The organism is Paenibacillus vini (assembly GCF_018403325.1).
Taxonomy (GTDB): Bacteria; Bacillota; Bacilli; order Paenibacillales; family Paenibacillaceae; genus Fontibacillus; species Fontibacillus vini.
In genome coordinates this window covers 225,548-246,626 of record NZ_BOSL01000004.1, presented here as the reverse complement: position 1 = coordinate 246,626, position 21,079 = coordinate 225,548, and the positions used below count along the sequence as shown (strand labels likewise).

At 48.7% G+C, this 21,079-nt stretch carries 16 protein-coding genes; 6 read left to right on the top strand and 10 right to left on the bottom strand.

Annotated elements, in window-relative coordinates:
* The first annotated feature begins 90 nt into the window (after nt 1-90).
* Both KJS57_RS08655 and KJS57_RS08650 read left to right on the top strand, forming a co-directional pair.
* Nucleotides 91-237, top strand: a complete 147-nt coding sequence (locus KJS57_RS08655; RefSeq protein ID WP_211022328.1) for a hypothetical protein — start codon at nt 91-93, stop codon at nt 235-237.
* Between the two features lie 298 nt (nt 238-535).
* Nucleotides 536-1,276, top strand: a complete 741-nt coding sequence (locus KJS57_RS08650) for a hypothetical protein (protein ID WP_213654441.1) — start codon at nt 536-538, stop codon at nt 1,274-1,276.
* Between the two features lie 70 nt (nt 1,277-1,346).
* Here KJS57_RS08650 and KJS57_RS08645 read toward each other — a convergent pair whose 3' ends face one another.
* The 5 genes from KJS57_RS08645 to KJS57_RS08625 all read right to left on the bottom strand — a co-directional run bounded on the left by KJS57_RS08645 (nt 1,347) and on the right by KJS57_RS08625 (nt 8,586).
* Nucleotides 1,347-2,957, bottom strand: coding sequence for a response regulator (locus KJS57_RS08645; RefSeq protein ID WP_213654440.1), 1,611 nt, complete (start codon nt 2,955-2,957; stop codon nt 1,347-1,349).
* Nucleotides 2,932-4,848: a cache domain-containing sensor histidine kinase gene (locus KJS57_RS08640; RefSeq protein ID WP_213654439.1), complete on the bottom strand. Its 1,917-nt coding sequence runs from the start codon at nt 4,846-4,848 to the stop codon at nt 2,932-2,934. The genes KJS57_RS08645 and KJS57_RS08640 overlap by 26 nt, the downstream gene beginning before the upstream one ends.
* A 69-nt stretch (nt 4,849-4,917) precedes the next feature.
* Nucleotides 4,918-6,597 carry an extracellular solute-binding protein gene (locus KJS57_RS08635; RefSeq protein WP_213654438.1) on the bottom strand — a complete coding sequence of 560 codons (1,680 nt, stop codon included), beginning with the start codon at nt 6,595-6,597 and terminating at the stop codon, nt 4,918-4,920.
* A gap of 111 nt (nt 6,598-6,708) precedes the next feature.
* On the bottom strand, nt 6,709-7,599 hold the full coding sequence (locus KJS57_RS08630; protein ID WP_213654437.1) for a carbohydrate ABC transporter permease: 891 nt from the start codon (nt 7,597-7,599) through the stop codon (nt 6,709-6,711).
* A gap of 18 nt (nt 7,600-7,617) precedes the next feature.
* A complete protein-coding gene (locus KJS57_RS08625) occupies nt 7,618-8,586 on the bottom strand; it encodes an ABC transporter permease (RefSeq protein WP_211022334.1) in 969 nt (322 codons plus the stop codon).
* A 258-nt stretch (nt 8,587-8,844) separates the two neighbouring features.
* Between KJS57_RS08625 and KJS57_RS08620 the strand changes: the two genes are divergently transcribed.
* Both KJS57_RS08620 and KJS57_RS08615 read left to right on the top strand, forming a co-directional pair.
* The gene (locus KJS57_RS08620; protein ID WP_244861455.1) at nt 8,845-10,554 is read left to right on the top strand and encodes a putative bifunctional diguanylate cyclase/phosphodiesterase; all 1,710 of its coding nucleotides are present in this window, start codon (nt 8,845-8,847) and stop codon (nt 10,552-10,554) included.
* Between the two features lie 197 nt (nt 10,555-10,751).
* Entirely contained in the window at nt 10,752-11,552 is an 801-nt protein-coding gene (locus KJS57_RS08615; protein ID WP_213654436.1) for a GNAT family N-acetyltransferase, read from the top strand.
* Nucleotides 11,553-11,578: 26 nt separating this feature from the next.
* On the opposite strand, the gene KJS57_RS08610 is transcribed toward KJS57_RS08615, so the two are convergent.
* The 3 genes from KJS57_RS08610 to KJS57_RS08600 all read right to left on the bottom strand — a co-directional run bounded on the left by KJS57_RS08610 (nt 11,579) and on the right by KJS57_RS08600 (nt 14,668).
* Entirely contained in the window at nt 11,579-12,484 is a 906-nt protein-coding gene (locus KJS57_RS08610) for a polysaccharide deacetylase family protein (RefSeq protein WP_213654435.1), read from the bottom strand.
* 111 nt (nt 12,485-12,595) lie between these two features.
* The gene (locus tag KJS57_RS08605; RefSeq protein WP_213654434.1) at nt 12,596-13,594 is read right to left on the bottom strand and encodes a glycosyltransferase; all 999 of its coding nucleotides are present in this window, start codon (nt 13,592-13,594) and stop codon (nt 12,596-12,598) included.
* A 63-nt stretch (nt 13,595-13,657) separates the two neighbouring features.
* Entirely contained in the window at nt 13,658-14,668 is a 1,011-nt protein-coding gene (locus KJS57_RS08600) for a phosphotransferase (RefSeq protein WP_213654433.1), read from the bottom strand.
* Nucleotides 14,669-15,001: 333 nt separating this feature from the next.
* On the opposite strand from KJS57_RS08600, the gene KJS57_RS08595 reads away from it, so the two are divergent.
* On the top strand, nt 15,002-15,181 hold the full coding sequence (locus KJS57_RS08595; RefSeq protein WP_213654432.1) for a YjfB family protein: 180 nt from the start codon (nt 15,002-15,004) through the stop codon (nt 15,179-15,181).
* 84 nt (nt 15,182-15,265) lie between these two features.
* On the opposite strand, the gene KJS57_RS08590 is transcribed toward KJS57_RS08595, so the two are convergent.
* On the bottom strand, nt 15,266-18,373 hold the full coding sequence (locus KJS57_RS08590; protein ID WP_213654431.1) for a copper amine oxidase N-terminal domain-containing protein: 3,108 nt from the start codon (nt 18,371-18,373) through the stop codon (nt 15,266-15,268).
* A 217-nt stretch (nt 18,374-18,590) separates the two neighbouring features.
* Between KJS57_RS08590 and KJS57_RS08585 the strand changes: the two genes are divergently transcribed.
* The gene (locus KJS57_RS08585; RefSeq protein ID WP_211022340.1) at nt 18,591-19,007 is read left to right on the top strand and encodes a hypothetical protein; all 417 of its coding nucleotides are present in this window, start codon (nt 18,591-18,593) and stop codon (nt 19,005-19,007) included.
* 80 nt (nt 19,008-19,087) lie between these two features.
* Here the strand turns inward: KJS57_RS08585 and KJS57_RS08580 are convergent, their stop codons facing one another.
* Nucleotides 19,088-21,007 carry an LTA synthase family protein gene (locus tag KJS57_RS08580; RefSeq protein WP_213654430.1) on the bottom strand — a complete coding sequence of 640 codons (1,920 nt, stop codon included), beginning with the start codon at nt 21,005-21,007 and terminating at the stop codon, nt 19,088-19,090.
* Between the last annotated feature and the right edge of the window lie 72 nt (nt 21,008-21,079).

The window sequence follows — 21,079 nt, the reverse complement described above, 5'->3', positions numbered from 1 at the left end:
TGATAATTAACAGCATCTGATAATGATTATCATTATCTTCATTTGAACAGGAACTTATTTATTTTTCACATAAAAAGGAGTAGGAAGCCCATGAAAGTATCTACCCGTAAATCTTCGCTGCAAATCGACGATTACTTGGACCTGCTGAACCTCGCGGTCGGTCTGGGGGATGTTAAATGGCAAAAGGAGATTATCCGCAAGCTGGAATATATGCAGGCCGACTTACAGCCTAGATAGGGGATGTCCCTTACCGTCGGCGGATTGACAAATCGAAGGAAGATCCTGTATATTTTACAAATAACAAGATACCGAGATGCGATGTAACAATAAGGGAAGCACCCGTATTGCCAAGGCCGATTGTGCCTGGCTTGCGGGTGTTTTTTTGTCGTTCTCCGGTATCTCGCGCCGGCTTGCTTCCTTGCGCCGGAAACAAATGATAAGAGAGGTGTTATTCATGAAAATCTGCACCCGACTTCCTGCGTATGCACTCATCCTCATTCTCCTGATGGGAACAGCTTGGGGAGGACGGCCCGCTATGGCAGCGGCCATTGAATTTACCGATTCACTGAACGCCCAAGTCAACAAAGCGGCCGACCAGGCTGGAGGTACGAAGGGGACCAGGCTTCTCAAGCAGTACGCCGACTTTTCCAAGCTTCAAAAGGATTTGGCTGCTTTGGACTCTAAAACCTCCACACTGCGTTACGACAATGAGGCCAGGCTAACGGCTGCCCGCAAGAAGCTGAAGGAGATCGACAAGAGCGTCATCACAAAGCTGGACGAGCAGGTGAAGACGGCAAAGACCAAGTACCAGCCCCTCTTCGACTCTTATTCTTCGGTAAGCAAACAGGCCACGGCCGCTAAGAAGCTAAAGGACAAAGCGTTGTACTCCTTGCTCAAGACACAAGCCGACGGACTAAAAGTCGCCAGCACCCTGGCAAGGCAGGACATTCGCAACAAGGAATCGGCACTGCAGGCAGCCAAAAAGGAGAAGACCCGGAAATCGGAGGAGATCCGCAAGATCCTGGATGAAGTCGACCCGCACAAAACCAAAATCAAGTCAGAAAAAAGCGCAATATCATCCTCCAACAAGCTGATTTCTACGGAGTGGAGCAATTTTAAAGCCGCGGTCAAAAAAGGGGACGCAGACCGCAGCTCCGATACCCTTGCCCGGTTGCTCACGCTCTCTGCCCAAGTCCAGAAAAACAAGCAAAGCATATTCAACTTGGAGGAAAAAATTGCAGCGTCGATTCTGAAAGCCGAAAAGAAGCTGCCTTAAATACGAAAAGGCGGCCCCTGCTCACCGGAGGTGCCAGGGAACCGCCTTTTATCATACATCAAATAATGATCTATTCTTCTTCCGGCAGTTCCCGGTCGTTGAAACGTTCACTCCCGACAAATAGCTTGCCGCGATATTCAAAGGGAGATATGCCTTCAAGCTCCTTAAATACCCTGGAGAAATGCCGGGTATTCTCAAAGCCGACCGCCGCACTGATTTCCGACAGCTTCAGCGAACCTGTTCCGATTAATTCCTTCGCTTTGCGGATCCTTACCTTCTTTAGATAAGTTACGAAACTCTCCCCGGTATATGCCTTAAATGCCTCGCTGAAATAAGAATAATTCAAGGATACATAATTGCTCACGATCGCCATGTTCAGAGGGCGGTGATAGTTTGTCTCGATATAGTGTACTGCATCCTTCATATCCCCGTGCTCGGTGTGGGCCGAGCGAATCTCTTTAATGTATTCGTTCAGGCTGAACATCAGTTGTTCCAGTGAACGGAAATAATCATGGAAATGACGGAAGTTAGACAGATCCCCTACCTTACGGTAGAGCTTGATCACCTCAACAGATGCTTCTCCATACATCCGGAATACCTCATCAAGGACCTGTTCATTGATCTGTTTGCTCACGGCATTCAGATAATCGACATCCATCCCCGCCAAATGCTCAATCTTAAATATATCTTGCAGCAGTTGCCCGATTTCCTTCTCTTGATTGGTTCCGAGAATATTGCCCAGTTTGCGGATATCTTCCTTCGGAACCACATGGCGGGGACGTTCTGCAGGCAGTTCCTTGAACCAGATCAAATGCGTTTTCGGATAAATGAACGTGTAGCTCAGGGACTCCGCAGCCTGTCTGTAACACTTGGCGAGATCCTGCAATCGGCTTCCTTCCTCGCTCACCCCGATCAATAAGCCGTCGAGCTCTTTTTCATCCGCCAAAATGGACAACTCCGCAAATTTACGCTGAGGCCCGCCTATCAGAATGACTCTTCCCTCATGATCCAGCAACGAGGCCTTCAACTGACCGTCGACAGTTTTAAACATATGCTCGGCAAGCGACTTCAACTCATCCTTCTTCATCCTGCTGCCGTTCTCATACTTATAGGTCAGCAGAGCAACTGAAAACGGAGAATTATACCGCTCAACATCTATTTCAGCGCTTAATTTTCTTACATCCTCTTCGGTAAAATCCTTCAATAGCATCAGATCCATCAGTTTTCCTGCTTGGATCTGCTGTCTGTAATTCTCCGTGACCGCTAATTGTTCCGCCATCTGCGAGCTTTTGGCCAGGTTATCCTGGCATTTCCGCAGCGCTCCGAACAATTCGTCCCGGCGGATGGGCTTCAGCAAATAATCAACAGCCTGATAACGGATTGCTGCCTTGGCATATTCAAAATCTTCAAAACCGCTTAATATAATGACCAATGGCCGTACCGTCTGAGCGCCCGGCAACGGCTCTGCCGAAAGCTGCTCGATCAGGGCGATTCCGTCCATAACAGGCATCCGAATGTCCGTAATCATAATCTCGGCACCTTCGGCCCGGTATAATTCAAGCGCCTCCGCGCCTTGACTTGCCGTAATCAATTCAAATTCCCCTGGAAATTCGCGCTCGATCATGGTCTTTAGACCGAATCGGATATTCTTCTCGTCATCGACGATCATCAGTTTTGTCATCCGTGCCTACCCTCCCTGTTAAGAGCACCTTCGGCAGCACCATCATCACCCGGGTGAACCGACCCTGCTCGCTGAATACTTTTAAACCATACTCTTTCCCGTAAAAGATTCGGATTCGCTCTTGTACGTTGCGAAGGCCAATGCCATATGTGCTTGGTTTTGCTCCGAAACCTCCAGGAACTTTGTCGGTCAGACCGACCGACTCCAATTCCTGATTCAATTCTCTTAGAACGTCCTCTTCGATCCCTGCCCCATTATCGGTCAAGACCATCCTAATCAAATTATGCTCCCATTCGTCAACCTGAATGGAGATTTCGCGTGTCCCTGACTCTTCACCCGTCCAACCATGCTTAACCGCATTTTCGACAATCGGCTGCAGCGACATCTTGAGCACCTCCAATTCCATGAAATCCTGAGGAATCTCAAGCCGGAGCTGAATAGGCTCATCAAATCGGATATTCATAACCTCGATATAGTTCTCAATATGCCGGATTTCATCGTGTAGCTTCACATACTCCCCGGACCATTTGAAGTTGTATCTCATCATACCGCCGAGAGAAGTCAGCGCATCGGAGATAGCCCGTTGATTCTCGATCTCGGCCAGCATTTTAATATTTTCTAACGTATTGTAGAGGAAATGGGCGTCAATTTGGTTGTGTAGCGTGCGCAGTTCCGCCTCTTTAGTCAGCGCCTGCTTATATACAGCCTGCGCTACCAGTGTATTAATGGTGTTCATCAGCTTCGAGAAATGATGGGCCAGTTCCCCGACCTCGCCGCCTCCGCGGATAGTGATTCCGCTGTAGGTTTCTCCCCGCCGTACCTTCTTCATTTCTTCGGTCAGCAAGCGAAGGCTTTTTAGAATAAAGGCGTTCATCACGTAAGCGATAGCCGTTACCAGCGTAATAAAGCCGATATTGGCACCGATGAGTATATTGCGTGTATGTGATATTTCCTCCAGTACGCTGTCCATGGAGACGATATTGAGCAGGTCCGCGTTGATCCGCTCGATCGGCTTGTGCAGCAGAAGAAATGATTTTCCGTTTTCCGTGTAATTGATGTCCCATTCTCCGGTTGTCCTGTAACGCTGGAGCCGCTCATGAATCACCGACTTCATTTCCGAATTTGTAGCCAAGAAGGAATTTTCGCTCCGGGTAAAGATCTGGGCTTCGCTATCGACAATTACCATTTGCGATTGGCTATCCTTAATGACAGAGTAAGTTCTGGGGCTGAATTTCTCAAGCAGCATATCTACCTGAACCATGCCTACATGACGAGTCTTTGGAATACTCATCTCGCGTAAAAGAGACACCTTTGGCGTTAATGCCGGTGACTGTCCCTTATAGCGTTCAAGGATATCCGGGTCATTATAATGGAAGGACCAAGAATATGTTCCTTTCATCTGAAGTGCTCTCTGGTACCATACTTCGTCTGCCACTCGGTTTTCCCGCAGGAACATCGGCCAAATTTCAATAATATTGTTGCTGGAGAACATGCGAAGATGCTCTACATTAGGGTTGTAGTATTGAATGCGTGTCAGATTCTTGAAACTGAAGTTGCTGAAATCCACCAAATCCTCGGTATCAGGCTCGCTGGTATTAGCGATATAATCTCTTGCATCCTGATCTTCATATGCGACCTGCATGGCCCGTTCCATGGATTCGATCTGCGTATGGATATGCAGGTCCTCCATATCGAGCAGGGATTGGTTCTTATCCCTCGCATCGCGTACATACATGTTATTAATCAATTCATATGAATAGAAGGACACTAGCACGCAAGGTCCCAAAATAATAAAAATATAAGCGGCAATCAGGCGGCTCTGCAACGAGCGGCGCCCAAACCAATACATGAAGGAGTCCCATATCGACGCCCAGCGCTTACCCTTCTTCATAAGTAAATGGCTCCTTTATAAAAACACCCAAAAGCCCGCGGTATGCGGGCGTTTTGGGCAAATCTTTTATTACATGCCAAGCTTCTTCTTATTCTCTTCATATTTCGTTTGCTGGAAGGCTTGCACCTTGGCAAGGCCGAGGTCTTCTTGCTTCTTGATATATTCCCCCCAGATTTTATCGAAATCGGTTTCGGAGGAAGCCATTAACAGCTTAGGAAGCGTCTTACTGCGCAGTTCCTTGATTTTGCTAAGAATTATGCCTTCCTCGGAGTTGGCTAACGGATCAAGCAAGTCGAATTCGGATACACTCTTCGTTTTCCCGCGAGTCCAGTCTTCCAATTGCTTGTAAGGTTCAACCGATTTTGGTGCCCACTGTTCCGTAATGTTCGTATTTTGCATCATCCAGAAGGTGAAGGAAGAACCGTATTCCTTGTCAAATGCTGCACGGTCTTTATTCATCAGCTCAAATGCTTCAGGCTTGAATTGGTCTTTGCCATCGATTGTATCATAGCTGACGCCTTTTTCGCCAAGGTAAAGATCCTTTTGACCTTCTTCACTCATCAGGTAGCTCAGGAACTTGATTGCACGAGCTTTGTCCTTCACATCCTTGGAGATCAAAGTTACTGTCCATCCGGAAATCGAAGGACCGTTCAGTTGCGGTGCATCCAGATTGGTGTTGGCAGGTCCGTCAACTGCGATATAGATCTTGTTAGGATCTTGTTGGAACAAGGTACCCAATTGAGCTGCAAAGTCGGTACGTTGGTACAGCATCGCAAAGTAACGTCCTTGTGCAATCTTTTCTTCCATTTGAGGGCGTTTGTCGATAAAGATATCCTTAGCCAGCAACCCGTCTTGGTTTGCTTGACGCAAAGTTTTCAACCAGCGAACGTATTCCGGATCGGTTTCACGGTTATACAGTTTGCCGTCTTTTTCTCTTGGGATGGCCAGGAAGTTCTGAAGGTAACCTTCCAGGGAATCATTGCCCGTTTGAATAAATTCATGCAAGCCGAGCGGAATGATCGGTTGGCCGTCGATTTCCGGGAACTTCTCCTTGGCTGCCTTCAATGCATTAAGGAAGCCTTCCGGTGTGCGCATATCCGGGCTGCCGATCGCTTCATAGATATCCTTGCGAACTACGAAAGTTTGGTTGGATACATAAGTATCGCCATATTTTTCATAGTCTTTTGGAGATGAAGAGGAGTTCGGATAGCCGTAAACATTGCCGTCCTCTTGGGTATACCAGCCCAGCTTGTCGGGGTCGGATACTTTAAAGAAGTACGGGTCATACTCTTCAGCCAATTTGTTCAGCGGCTCAACGAGGCCACCCTCGATCATTTTCTTCACGCCGTCTTCATACCAGCCAAGCGTAATGAAGTCTGGCAGTTTGCCGGAAGCGATCAGCGTGTTCAGCTTCTCGTTTTCGTTACCGGCCGGAACGATGAAGTTAATATCAACGCCCGTCTTTTTTGTTACATATTGGGAAGTCGGATCAACGCCCCATTTATTCGGGAACCAGGCAAAGTTCAAATACCAGTCAAACGTAATCGGAGACGTGTCGGATTTCCATCCCGGTTCGTCGGCCGATGGAGGAGTTGCCGGTTCGGACGTTTCAGCAGAATTTGCCGGCTTGTTGTTAGCGCTTTCTTTACTAGCGTTGTTTTTACCGCCCGAACAAGCTGCCAGAGAGAAAACCATGATGGCTGCCATCAGAAGCATCATCATTTTTTTGGACTTACTGTTCATGCCCATGCTTTTTTACCCCTTTTCTAAATATGTTGAAGTGCTATAAGTGCAACTCCAAAGCCGCCGCGAGGCGGCCCGGAGGAGTTACCGAAAGCGATTCGGGCACGGATTTCCCGTTTAGCCCTTGATCGAGCCGATCATCATTCCCTTAACGAAAAAGCGCTGCAGGAACGGATAGGCGAACACGATCGGAAGTGTGGTTACGACCATCGTTGCCAGCTTCACGGATTGCGAGGTTACCGTCTTGGTGACCGCGCTTCCCTGTAAAGCCGTAGTCATAATATTGGAACTGGATTGAGCGACGACCCGGTAAAGGAAGGTCTGAATCGGCTGGAGCGACTCCTTATTGACGTAAATGATCCCGGCAAAGTAGTCATTCCATTGGTATACCCCATGAAACAGGGCGATTGTAGCGAGAACAGGCAAGGAGACCGGAAGAACCACCTTGAGAAAGATTGTCCAATCATTTGCTCCGTCAATCCGGGCCGCCTCTTCCAGCCCGTCGGGAATTTCCCGGAAGAAGGTCATGAAGATAATAAGATCAAAAAAGCTGAATAAGACCGGAATAATATAAACTAAGAAGTTATCGAGCAAGTGCAAATTACGTATCAGCAAGTAAGTAGGAATTAAACCGCCGGGGAAGATCATGGTGATGGTCCCCAACAGGATGTAGGTCTTACCGAAGATCAATTCTCTGCGGGAGAATGCGTAAGCTACCATAGCTGTGAAAAATACGTGAGCGACTACCCCAACGACGGTCTTGGCAACGGTGAGCCACATTGCGGTCATAATGCCGACATTGTTGAACACGGCCTTATAGTTTTCGAGACTGAACACCCGCGGGAACCAATAGATACCTCCCAGCATCGCATCCTTGCCATCATTAAAGGAATTGATCAGCACGTACCAGATTGGATACAGGGTGACGAAGCAAATCAATAACATTCCTAAATTATTTAAAAGATCGAAGACGACTTCGCCTTTTGTTCTACGGCTTGTTATAAACATGTGCAGGTCCTCCTTGGCCTAAAACAACGAGGTGTCGTTGAGTTTTTTGGATACTTGGTTCGCAATCAACAGCAATACGAGCGCAATTACGGATTTGAACAATCCGACAGCCGCTGAGTACGAGAAACGGCCTTGAGAAATACCTGTATAGTAGACGTAGTAATCGATAACGTTACTTGCGCTGTCGTTCAATGAGTTGCGCAATACCAAGATCTGGTCAAAGTTGGAGTTCAGCACACCGCTGACAGCCAGGATGAACAAGATGCTGATCGTGCCTTTAATTGCAGGAAGCGTCACGTACCACATCTGTTGGAAACGCCCGGCTCCATCAATCGTAGCCGCTTCGTACATCTCAGGCGAAATGCTGGTGATTGCCGCCAAATAAATAATCGCGGACCAGCCCAGCTCCTTCCAAAGATCCGATGTGATGACAATCGTCCAGAAATACTTCGGTTCAGCCAGGTATGAAATCGGCTGGTCAATCACATGCAAGGCCATCAAGATATGGTTGATGATACCTACATCCGCCAACCATGTAGCCAGGATCCCCCCGAGAACTACCCAAGATAAGAAGTGAGGCAAGTAAGAGATCGTCTGAATCGCTTTTTTGAAGCGAAGTGAGCGGACCTCATTCAAGAAAATAGCGAATATAATCGGCAGTGGGAACAACAACAACTTGATCAAGCTGATGCCAAGCGTGTTCTTCATAACATAGCCAAAATTTTCATCCGACAAAAATTCTTTGAAATGCGTCAGTCCCGCCCAAGGTGCTTCGGAAATAGTTCGGATGATGTCGTAATCCTTAAATGCAATGATAATACCATACATAGGAACATAGTTGAAAATAATCATCCAGGCGATGCCGAGTAGCGCCATGATTTGGATATGTCTTTGCGTGTACAGTTTTTTCAGCCATTTGCGCCTTTCGGATGGCGGCGTCTCTTTTTGTGTCATGGCTGCCGGTTGCGTAGTCTGTTGCATGTCCATTCCCTCTGACCTCCAAGCTGTTTCGTGGCTTAGTGTGTAAGCACTTTCAAAATCTATAGTCCTATTGTAAGGAGTTTCGCTAAAAGAGGTAATGCTCCAGATTTCGTTTTGGGGGTACTATTTTTCGGATGCCAAAAAAGTATCCATTGATTTCCTGAACGGGGCGCATGTATGATGGAACTAAGATGTACTCCCGTATACCGGACATCATCAGTTGAACACCTACCCGTTTACGGTTCATTTTTAGGGGGTCTTACAGTGGACAGAATCGAGTCTATCATCAATGCTTCAGCCTTGCTGAGTTCCATCGATTTGATGAACGTAGGTTTGGCGATTACCGATCCCAATTTGAAGGACAATCCGCTCGTTTACGTCAACCAGGGCTTCGAGCAGATTACCGGATATTCCCGGGATGAGGTCTTGATGCGAAATAGCCGGTTTCTTCAAGGCGAAGAGACGGATAAAGAACATCTGGGCGTCATTCGCCGGGCGATCAAAGAAGGTCGGTCGGATACAGTCACGATCAAAAACTATAAAAAAGACGGAAGCACGTTCTGGAACCAATTTATTATAAGCCCCATTCTCGATCATGACGGCAAGCTTTTATACTTCATCGGACTCCAATTCGATGTCACCAAAGAAATGGAGGAGCGGGACGCTTCCAACCAGAAGATTCGCCAACTCTCTTACTTCGACCCGATTACGGAACTGTTGAACATGAACCGCTTTAAAGAAGTTGTTAAATCCGAATTGGTCTTGACCGGCAGCGAGCAGAAAACGGCTGCCATTTTGCGTGTAAACCTGAATCGGTTCAGATATATTAATGAAAGTTACGGGGAAGCTGCGGGAAATGAGCTTCTCGTGGGCGTGGCGAATCGGATCCGCAGCTGCTTCGGCGAAGGTCCTGCCATCTGCCGCAGCTTCGCCGATGAATTTATTATTTTGTTATCCCGTCTCTCCGATCCGCTGCAAATTCATAGGATGGCCGTCGACTTAAGCGCGCTATTGAAGAAACCGTACATGGTACACGGCGAAGAGATCAGCATCGGCTTCGGGATGGGGATCAGCATCTATCCGGATGACGGACATGACGTGCCCCAGCTGTTGAAACACGCGGAGTTAGCCATGAAGGAAGCCAAAAGCGAATCGTTAAGCGATCCGCATTACTTCGACTATTATTTAGTGGACAAGCTCCTGGAGCGCGTCCAAATCGAGAAAAAACTACCCCGGGCGCTCACGGATAACGAATTCGAGCTGTTCTATCAGCCGAAGATCGACCTTACCACTCAAGCCCTTACCGGACTGGAGGCGCTGATCCGGTGGAATGACCCTGAGCATGGACGGATCTCTCCCGCCTCCTTCATCCCGATTGCCGAGGACAGCGGATTTATTGTCGAGCTTGGGGAATGGGTGTTGTGGGAAGCTTGCCGTACCAATAAGAAATGGCAAGATGCCGGGTATCCCAAACTGCCGATTTCCGTAAACGTATCCGCTGTCCAGTTCCGACATCCGCAGTTCGTCCGGACGGTGGAAACGGTGCTGGAGCAAACCGGCCTCGAACCTAAATATTTGGAGCTAGAGGTTACCGAATCGCTGCTGAATGATCCCGTGCTGATCAAGGACCGGCTGGATTCCCTGAAGCAAAGAGGAATTTCATTGTCGATTGACGATTTCGGTACCGGATACTCTTCCATCTATTATTTGAAAGAGCTTCCGCTTCAGGTACTCAAAATCGACCGGACCTTTGTCCAGAATACGCCGTCCTCTCCAAGAGACAATTCGCTGCTCCAATCGATTATTCAACTCGGGAAATCGCTTGGTCTGACCGTGTTGGCTGAAGGCGTGGAAACCAAAGAGCAATTTGATTTCCTGCGCCAGCATGATTGCGATCAAATTCAAGGCTTCTACTATAGCCGTCCGGTTGACAGCGACACTATGGAGGAAATGCTCAGAATCAGTTTGAGCTAACCGGAATCCGAATCCAAAGCTTAGCATGAGAACGAGAACACAAAAAGGCAGTGAAAGGATCGTCTCCTTAGCACCGCCTTTTTTTATTTCTATATGATTTCAATGTCCTTCATTGTGACAAATCTTAGTGATTTGTCATCGATTTACTTCTATGATGATTTTTACTAAGAGAGTCCATGAAAAAAGGAGATACCGTTATGATCCGTTTAAATGTGGAGGATTATTTCAAAGTCAGTGAACCGCTCCATCAGCTACCGATTAATACGCTATTTGCACAGGCGGTTATTAACGGGCAAGTGCACGGGAGTGTATTCGTTGATGACATTTTAGAGCCTTCCGCCTTTTATGTCGTACATCCCCAAGGCATGTCACTGTTGTTCGGGCAGACGGGGGACTTGCTTTTCCATCAAAAATTACGCGATTATTTATTGGGCTCCCAAAGCAGAACTAAGCAGGAATGGCTTCAGGTGTACCCGGACATCTGGAATGATTATATCCGGCAATGGACCGCTTCGGATCTGATCCTAGAGGATTCCAGGGTCAATTTTACCTTTAGCCGTCAAAAGTTTGAAGCCGCAACATCTCACTCCCGCTCTTATTCGGACCAGACTGCGATCATCATTCCTACGACCAAGGAAATATTCCTTGGGCTGGACGGGCGGGTGATTCCGAAGGATTACTGGAAGGACGCGGAGCAATTTCTTGCTGCCGGTGCAGGGTACAGCCTTATTGAGAACGGCGCGGCGGTATCTACCGCTTTTTCCGCCTACTTCATCGGCAACCAATTGGAAATCGGTATTGAAACCGCCGAAGATGCCCGCGGTAAAGGATACGCCTTTCAAGTCAGCCGGGCCCTGATCTCATACTGCCTAAAGAACGGACTGGAGCCGGTCTGGTCATGCCGGAGAGAAAATGAGGCTTCTTATCTACTGGCGAAAAAACTCGGGTTCATTCCGTCCTTAAGTATTCCTTACTATCGACTTCCATCATGTAGTTGAGTGACTGCAGCCCCTCAGATTCCCGGTTACTGTGCCTGCCGCTGCACTTCACGCAGTTCCTTCCAGCGGATCAGCCTGATTCCCTCTTGCTGTATAACCTCTCTTACTTCGGAGTCGCGGAACAGCTCGAAGTCCCATTGCCGCTTCTCCCATTCATGATGAATGGAACGCAGTTCATCGTCCGCAAAGGCCGGGTGTATGATGATTTCAGATACCCCCGGCTTCAGGCTTTTTAAGACGTTTATCATATCACCTTTGTAAGATTCATACGTTTCCCCGGGCTGTTTGCCAAAGGGGAGGCCGATCAAATAATCCAGGATGACGACTCCCATACTGTCAGCCAGCTCGCCGACACGCTTTGCAATTTCTGCGGCTTCCGACGGGATTTTGTCCATTTCAGGCAGCGAACGCGGCAGCCGAAACGGCAGCCCGTACTGCAAGCAAACCTCAAATACGACATCCAGGAAGTGATTGCCGGTTACAAGTCCGTACAAGCTGCCCATATGATTATCCAGGTGAGTCGGATCAACCCCCATCGATCGGGCCATTTCAATCTGTCGGATCATTTCAAGGCGGACTTGCTCCCGATCGGCCTGCGATTCAAAGGTCGCACAGTCGGCCGGAAAATAACCTTCCTTCGTAACCAGGCTGCTTACGTCTCCGCTCCGGGTCACTGGCCCCCATTTATAACCGCTCCATTCGCTGGTAAAGGTCAGATGTACACCTACATGATACTCCGGGTGAGCCGCGCTCCAAAGCGCAGCTTCCCTTGCCCAGCCGCAGGGCGTCATGAGCGTCGTCGAGGAAATTACCCCTTCTTGAAACAGCTGCTGGATCGCCAGGTTTTCGGCATGGCACATCCCGAAATCATCGGCATTGACAATCAACAGCTTGGCATCGGCTTCGTAGCCCAATCGTTGTCCCAGTGTCATCGCAATTCCTCCGTTCGCCAAGATAGCGCTTTATTGTATCATATGTGAGATGCTTCCCTCTTTTGCCTGAACCCTGCAGTATAGTTCCAAATAAAGGTTAATCCATCCAACTCATCGCAGCCAGCGGTCAAAAAAGTCCTGATACCCCTGCTTCATTACAGAACTGGAGAACTTGGAGAAAGCATAATCCCGGTTATCCATCGAGACCCGCAGCGGAGAAGCCGCCGCCATATTGACCAGCTCAAACCAATTCCTCTCATTGCCCGCAAATGCATGGCGAGAGCTGATATGGTCGTAGCAAGGATGTTCCGGCTTGACCACGATTTTCCCCATGGCAAGCGCTTCGGTCAGCGGCATCGCAAATGTATCGAACTTGGAACAGCTCCAATACACCTTCGAAGAATTCATTAACGCGAAGATTTCATCTTGCGACAACGCAAACCGTAACTGGATATTGGACGGAATATCATATTTTTTCATACTTTCTTTGTAGCGCAAGCCTCCGAAGACCATGAACACTTCCTTGTCCGGGTTCCGGCGGGCATATTCCAGCACCAGATCCGGACGACGATTCTCCTCGTCCCGGCCGATCCACAAAATCCGGTTATCCACCACGGAATCAGGATCAAAGTGCCGGTTCGCCAGCTCCTCGCTGAAACCGATCGGGATGACGTCGACCTCCTGTACGCCAAATACGGTATCCAGCTGTCTTTTTAAAAATTCTGTCTGTACAATCGCCTTGTCTACAATACTGTAGAATGGTTTCATCATTTCATATCCGGTTAGAGCCGGATCGGGAAAGCTGTGCGGGAACAGCACGCTCTTGGGAAGAAACATCTTGAGAAAGGTAAACCCGGATACCGTATAGATGACATGCTCAATTCCTTCGCCATAAATTTGGTCAAGCACGACGTCGTAGTTGACGAGGTCTCCTTTTTCGTGCTCGTATCCCGGAATCCAGTCATGTCCGCTTACATGGCGCTCCGGAGAAATAAACACGATCTCGACGCCAAGCTCCCTGGCGATATTCCGCAGTCTTTCGGCAAAAACGCGGGGCCCCTGGGATTCGGCAAACTGTATTTTTCGCATCACTAAGCCGACTTTCTTCAAGTTCCGATCACCCCTTCTTTTTTAAGTTCATGTTCGTTCAAAAGATGACTTTTTAACTTTCTCTTATAATTCTCCGCCTGCAGCCCGGGGCTGTTGAGAGGAGCTATCTCTGTCATCATTCACCAGCGAAAGTCTAACTAAACAACCGATTAGAGAATCCATCGTCTCGCTTCTTTGGGCCCGCAGCCGGGCTTCCGGCCAGACACTGTCCCCTCGTTTTAAATCGCCCGAAATGAGCAGCAGCATCCATAAAGAGAACAAAGCGGCAAAATAACAATAGGCGATGATGAAGTCATTCCGGTCCCAATTAAGACCATGAAAGGCTGACTGCTTCAAGTAGTAGCCGAGCAGCCTTTCCCGCTCCGACAGGGGCAAGGTTTTCGGGAACAACGGATGCGACATATCAATGAGATGGTATAAATCCCAGAAAGGAGAGTTCATATGCACATGTTCCCAATCGATAATGTACAATTTCCCGTCCTCTCCCTTGGCGTAATTGCCAAGATGCAGGTCGCCATGACTTAAAACCCTGATTCCGAGGAAAGCCTCTCCTTCCGCTAAGCCTCGAAGAAGCCCGTCCAAGCGCATCGTTGACCCGGCCTCCTCCAATAGCGCATCCACTTCATCCCGCCGTGTCTTCAAGGACATCGATATTTGCTCGATCGGCGGCTTGTTTCCTTGTCCGTTCAGATCTTTCCAATGCGATTCCGGGAAGGCGTGCCACCAGGCCATCTGCTTCACGACCTCTATGGCCAGCTCCACGCTGTACTCATGACGCAGCGGACCGAGATCCTCGAAAACCGACCAGCCCGCCTCCCCTGCTCCCTTCTCCGAGGAGGCCAACAGCCGGGGATATACCGGCGGGAACAAATTCAGCACATGCCGGTATATCCAAGCTTCCCGGTCCATGCTCTCCGCGTTCGTTAGCGGCTTGAAAATATAACTCCGTTCCGGCGAGGGATAGAACCGCTCTACGACTTTACCGTTCATGCCTTGATACAGCGGCTCTCTTCTCCAGAGCTTGCCTCCGTTTAATGAGCCGTCAGGCAGAACATAACTGCTTAAGTTGTCCACAACAAGCCCTCCCTACGGCTTTTTTAGAGGTAGTTCAAAAAGCAATCTTTCCAGAACGATGCAGGGGTTGAAGCGGATTCGACGTCGAATCTTGAATTCAACCGGGCCTTCCGTTGCTCACGTACTAAAGCGTACGCTCCGCTACTCAGTCCCTAGTTTCATCCAACCTTCTTGGTCCTACAAACCTTACTTTTTGAACACGCAATTTTATTATACACGCACGAAATCTTCTAAATTTTATTTAAGTTTAGCGTACAAAAGGTTTCAAACCATTGTCAAATCGGGAAAAGAAAACAGCGGGTTCTGCCGATAATAATAAGGGGAGGTGTGATTATGGATATTGCTGCAGCAGCTACGGTTATGAGCCGTACCGCTCTTTCCCAGGCCGTGGGGATCCGGGTGTTAAGCATGGCCAAAGGTCAGGCGGAGATACAGGGGCAAAATCTGGTCCAAATGCTGGAACAGAGCAACGTGAACCCCAACCTGGGCAACAAATTGGATATAAAAGTGTAAACCATGTGGCCGCGGAAAATAAGTTCCGCGGTTTTTCCATTAAAAAACTGCCGATCCGGTGAGGGATCGGCAGTTTTGGTTTTATTAAGATTCTGGTGTTTCCGATGGTGCGGCCGGATCACCCGCTTGCGGATTTAACGGTACATACTTTTCCGTTGTAAACTTTCCAGACAAAGCGAACAGAGCGCGGTTACTGGTATCCGTAGGAATCGACAGGATATAGATGTCATAGACCGCATCCGTTGTAGTAAGGTTATTTCCCCATACATCCTTGGTAATTAGCCCGCTTGGACTCCCCTTGGCTGCCTGAACCGAATAATTTTCAATAGCGGTATTCACATCCAACGAAGTATTAGTTGGAACAGCTACAATTGCATAAGATGCAATATTCGATGTATTTTGAGGTTCGGAGAAAGTAACCTGAACCCCACCGTCTACGACCGTGGCCGCTGTAATTACTGCCGGCTCCGCTTTAACTGCGGCAGCTTGATTTACTATCACCTGACCTGAAGCATCGGACAGAGCATTTACCGCACCGCTTCCGGACTTGGCTACCGACAAAACAAATACCTGATAGGTTGTGCCGGGCTGAATCCGATCACCAAAGGCAGTATTCTGGCTTTGTACCGGATAATTCGTAATATTGCTTCCTCTCGGAATAACGGAGGTATAATTTTGAGACAAGGTTACGTTGTTAGCATCCCGGAGCGAGAAGGAGCCTGCTTGCCCTGCGGGCACTACCAGAATGCGATATTCCGCAATGTTGCTTTCATTTGCCGGCTTGTTGAAGCTCACCTTGATGTCGCCTGCGGTACCCGTGCTGGCTGTGGTCTCGGACCATACGCTCACTCCGGTAACCGGCTGTACCTTTGAATTATCCGACAGCGTAAATTCCGCTGCGGAGGACAGAGCATTATTTCCGCCATAATTGCTATTAGCTACCGAGAGAACGTAAACCCGGTACTTAACCCCATTCCGAATCGGATGACCGTCATAGTCTTGGGCGTTTGAGCCTAAAGTCTGGGTCAGCGTGCTTCCGGCCTTATAGACCGGAGTAAAATATTGACTCGCATTTGCCTTGGCCAAATCAAGCGTAGTTGTTGCCTTGGCAACGATAATCCGATAATGGTTGATATTGGTTTCGTCCGAAGCCCGGTTAAACTTAACTTGAAGGTCACGACCATCGCCGTAATCGCTGATATCTTCCAATACAGGAGTCGAAGCGGCTCCTACGCCGTAGTTGTTGCCTAACGTAATCTGGGATGATGCCGGGGATAATGTATTTTCTCCCGTATAACTGCCTCTGCCAATCGACAGAACGAACACGCGGTAACTGATTCCGTTGCGGATCAAATCCCCGTCAACGTCTCGCGCACTGCTGGACAGGACTTTGCTGAAGTTGCTTCCCGTATTCGCCTGAGTGTAGTATCTGCTGTCAACTGCATTTGCTTTGGCCAGCGTGAAGCTGTCGGATTTAGAAGCCTTCACCACCAAAATGCGGTAAGAGCTAATATTCGACTCATCGGACGCCCGGTTAAAGGAGACCAACAGGTCACGGCCATCGTTATAATCGTTCACGTCGCTAACATACAAGTTCGATACAGACCCCACACTGTAATTGTTCAGCAGGGTAATGGCATTCGATGCAGAGGACAACGCGTTATTTCCAGCATTGCTGCCGCTGCCGATCGCCATAACGAAGACGCGGTAGCTGACTCCGTTGCGGATCAGAGCACCGTCAACGTCTCTGGACGAAGAGTTCAAGTTAGGATTTTGGTTGTATCCCGTCTTGCTGAACTCGGTGTAGTTCGAACTGGAAACGGCATTCGCCTTGGCCAGTGTAAAGTTCGAATAATCGCTTGCTTTCACTACAAAAATTCGATATCCCGAAATTTTGGACTCATCGGAGATTTTAGTGAAGCTGACCCGTAAATCGCGGCCGTCCCCGCTATCGCCGCGGTCCTCAACCAGAGTAATAATCGGTGCTGTAACGGTTCCCACGCCTAGCGTAATGGCCGAAGAAGCTGAAGACAGTTTGTTGGACGCGCTCGTATTGCTCATGGAGAGTACGAACGTCGTGTAGGAAACGCCGTTCTTGATCAAATCGCCGGAAGTATCCCGCGAAGACGAGCTAAACGTTCCCGTCAAAGTTGTATTGCTTCCTGTCGGTTTGTTCACGGTAGTGTAATACTGGTTTGCATTGGCTGCAGCCAGGTTAAAGCTTCCAGCATCTTTGGTCTTTACGACAAATATGCGATAGCTCGAAATATTGCTTTCCGACGACGCACGGGTGAAGCTTACCGACAAGTCGCGGCCGTCCGTGTAGTCGCTGATATCATTGGCTCTAACATTCGTAGCGGCAGCTACGGAAACACCCGTATCCAGAGTAATTCTAGAAGAAGCATTGGACAATACGTTGCCCGCATTGTTCTTTCCGATGGCCAAAACATAGCCCACATAGGATTGATTGGACTGAATAAGCGCTCCGTCAACATCCTTCGAACCCGAGGACATCGTGATCGCCGGATCGGAGCCGTTTGGCCGTACCGTCGTATAATTCGCGGACGATACCTTCAAAGCGGAAGCCAGATTAAAGTTTGAAGCATTCGCCGCTTTCACGATCATAACCCGGTAATGGTCCACCAACGATTCGCTGGAAGAACGGGAGAAGCTAACCTCCAGATCGCGTCCGTCTCCTGTATTGCCTACATCACGCAGGGTAACATAGGATACCGGATACAGAGTCCCCGGCTGTTCCGAAGAACCGCTGGAAACGATCGTTACCGTCTTCGCGCTGGAGTTCCAGTTCACGGCCTCGCCGAGCGCCTCGCTCACGAAGCGTACCGGTACCATCGTTCTGCCCTTGATCGCCTGGGCCGGAACATCGAGTGAAACCGTCTCGTTATTGATTGTCGCCGTTTTTGATTTAAGCTTTAAAACAACCGTTGTATTGTTCTTGGTTGCTGTAACGGTTTGTGTCCACTGATTCCAATCCACCGTAGCGTCCAGCGCTTCAAAAATCGCGCGGAGCGGTAAAAGCACGCGTCCTTGAACGGCCACCGGCGCCTGATCCGTCGCCAGCTTGCTGCCGTTAATATACACGCTGATAGGCGTAGCGGCTTGTGCTGTATTTTGCAGCAGCATCGGAACGACCAGAATCGCCGCTAAAAGCGTAGTCCATATTTTCCTCACAGTTTCATCCTCCCTCAATTTAAACAAAGCATGTGCTTCTCCATGACTATATGACGCATCGAGACAGATAAAAGTTTCTGCAATTTAGCATCCTAACAAAAATTACCCATAGGCGAAAATTTAGAACCCCAAAAACTGAAACTAACTAGCTTGCCCAGCCGTAATACCTGTAGAAGGCTGGTTACATCACTCAGACAATGAAAGAGGTTTCTCCTATATGAATATAAAAAGAATCGTCATTGTAGGCACCATGGCTTGCGTAATTACCGTCATTCCCGGCATTTCGGGACACACTTCAAGCAAAGCCTATGCCGCCGCTTTTCCGGCGATGCTGTCTCATCTGGACAAATCGAGGGAAACCGGAAAGGACCGGTTCATCGAATCCCTCGGCTTAACCAACGAGCGTGTATTGTATGACTCATTACTGGAAGGTCAGTCGCTGGCGGACATCGCGGAATCCAATGAGAAAGAAATCGACACGGTCATCCAACTACAGACGGAGCAACTCCAACAGCAATTGACGCAACGTTTTGCATCCGGCCAGTTGAGCGAAACAGCCTATAGGCTGCAAATGGAGGAGACGCCTGAGATTATAAAAGAGAGCGTTTACCAATCTTATCGCATCTTAGGGTAGAATCATTCGTTCATAAAAAAGGGCTGTTCCCAATTCATCCGTGGATGAAGGGAGCAGCCCTTTTGTTATGCGTGAATATTTTAATGCCGTTTCGGAATAAGCTTTACGTACTCATCGGACAGTTTCATCAATTGAGTAATGTAATCGTAGTCGCTGCGGTAAGCGGAAATATCCGACACCGGTTCCAGCGTGTCCAGCGATACGGCCGTACCGTCATCGAATCCCTGGCCAGGCACGAACATGACTTCGTTGTTGAAAAACGAGCCCGTCGGCAAATAGTAGCGCATGCCGATTACGTTGCGGTCGATGTTCAGCAAATCCTGGCCGAGTGCGGTAAACTTGTCATCCTTCAGGGAAACGCCGAGCAGGTTAGCCATCGTCGGCAGCATATCGACCTGTCCACCGGTTACGTTGGAGACAATACCCATTTGCTGTCCGGGTACATGCACGATGAACGGAATATTGAACCGGCTGATCCGGTCGTCATAAGGGATTCCGAGCTTCTCCGTAATTTCGGAGGCTCCGGTCTCGCTCGGCTGAATGCCGAAATGATCGCCGTAAATCGCCAGCATCGTGTTATCCCACATGCCGGCTTCCTTCAACTGCTCGATCAACTTCCCGATCGCGTAATCCGTGTAATTGACGGCGGTAATGTAATTGCCGAGATTCGTCCCTTTCAGGTTGTCGGGCAATTGGATTTTCACCTTATCTTTCGGTACCACGAACGGAGAATGGCTCGATGTCGTTACAAACTGGGCATAGAAAGGTTTGCCCTGGGTTTGCAGCTCCGTTAATTTTTCTACCCCTACACGGTACATTTCCTCGTCCGAGGCTCCAAAATCATTAAAATGGTCGTTTTCAAAGTACGGCTTGTCATAATATTTATCAAAGTTCAACGCAGGGTACAGTTTGTTGCGGTCCCAAAATGTCACCTTGTTAATATGAAACGTGTTCGCTACATAACCATGCTGTTGCAGTAAACGCGGCAAACTAGGAAGCTCCCGGCTTCCATACCCTTTGGACATAGCCACCGCCGCCGTCGGATAGATCGACGTATTGGACATGAATTCCGCATCCGAGGTATTTCCCGGTCCGATCTGCTGGAACGTATGCAGGAAATAAGCCCCATCCTTAGCCAGTTGATTCAGCACCGGAGTTACTTCCTGGTCCCCCACCTTTAGATGGATGGGGAAGTTCTGGAAGGATTCCATTTGAATGACGATCAAATTCATGCCTTGAGCGGCTCCGAAATGTTGTGGAATCGCTCCTGCGGCCCCCTCCCGATAAGGATATCCGTACTGCAAGCTCTGGATGTTTGAGATTGTCTCCTGAATATTGCCTTTCGCAATCATCTCTTCCTCTTCACGATTACGCAGCGCGGCATCCACCTGATAATTCAAAAAACCGATGCTTTCTGCGCGAACCAGCTCGTTGTCAATCTTTTTGCCGGAAGAGATAAACCGCCCGGATATCACCACACTGACGATTAGAACACAGGCAACTCCGATTCTCCAGCCCCAGCCGGTGCGGCGGCTGCCCTGTCCCCAACTACTGCTCCGAAAGCTGAGCGTGCGGTTTCGGCGATGCTCCCGAATGCGCCCCGCTACGGCAATAATAGCCAGCACTACAAAATCGGCAAAGAATAGAAACTGCTCCGGCCGAATCAGTGCATTGACGCTGGCCCGAATTTGCGGCACCTGATTCAATTCGCTTAATACCGCATAAGTGGGCACCGTCCCAAAATGTGCGTGATACAAAGTCGCAGCAAACAGCATAAATGAATAAATAAAATTAAAACTCCAAAAGACGGGTCCTTTTCGCTTTAAAGGGAAGATCAGATCGACCAGACATAAAATGGCCAGCACCGATAAAGCCTCCGCCGGAAGCCCCTTCCACTGGATCCCCTCGTAGAAGAAAGAGCGCATCAGCCCGATTTTTAACAGTAACAAAACGAATGTTAGAACAAACTTGCTCCGATTCGAAGATAGATAACTACTCATTGCTATATTCAACTCTTCTCTATTACAAAATAATAATTCAGTGCTCAATGAAGCAGCATGAATAATCGCCTT

What these genes read in the sequence shown, in the direction of transcription:
- KJS57_RS08640 (WP_213654439.1), bottom strand. Translation starts at nt 4,848, where the DNA reads ATGAAGAAGGGTAAGCGCTGGGCGTCGATATGGGACTCCTTCATGTAT.
- KJS57_RS08645 (WP_213654440.1), bottom strand. Translation starts at nt 2,957, where the DNA reads ATGACAAAACTGATGATCGTCGATGACGAGAAGAATATCCGATTCGGT.
- KJS57_RS08615 (WP_213654436.1), top strand. Translation starts at nt 10,752, where the DNA reads ATGATCCGTTTAAATGTGGAGGATTATTTCAAAGTCAGTGAACCGCTC.
- KJS57_RS08610 (WP_213654435.1), bottom strand. Translation starts at nt 12,484, where the DNA reads ATGACACTGGGACAACGATTGGGCTACGAAGCCGATGCCAAGCTGTTG.
- KJS57_RS08655 (WP_211022328.1), top strand. Translation starts at nt 91, where the DNA reads ATGAAAGTATCTACCCGTAAATCTTCGCTGCAAATCGACGATTACTTG.
- KJS57_RS08625 (WP_211022334.1), bottom strand. Translation starts at nt 8,586, where the DNA reads ATGGACATGCAACAGACTACGCAACCGGCAGCCATGACACAAAAAGAG.
- KJS57_RS08630 (WP_213654437.1), bottom strand. Translation starts at nt 7,599, where the DNA reads ATGTTTATAACAAGCCGTAGAACAAAAGGCGAAGTCGTCTTCGATCTT.
- KJS57_RS08585 (WP_211022340.1), top strand. Translation starts at nt 18,591, where the DNA reads ATGAATATAAAAAGAATCGTCATTGTAGGCACCATGGCTTGCGTAATT.
- KJS57_RS08580 (WP_213654430.1), bottom strand. Translation starts at nt 21,007, where the DNA reads ATGAGTAGTTATCTATCTTCGAATCGGAGCAAGTTTGTTCTAACATTC.
- KJS57_RS08635 (WP_213654438.1), bottom strand. Translation starts at nt 6,597, where the DNA reads ATGGGCATGAACAGTAAGTCCAAAAAAATGATGATGCTTCTGATGGCA.
- KJS57_RS08650 (WP_213654441.1), top strand. Translation starts at nt 536, where the DNA reads ATGGCAGCGGCCATTGAATTTACCGATTCACTGAACGCCCAAGTCAAC.
- KJS57_RS08595 (WP_213654432.1), top strand. Translation starts at nt 15,002, where the DNA reads ATGGATATTGCTGCAGCAGCTACGGTTATGAGCCGTACCGCTCTTTCC.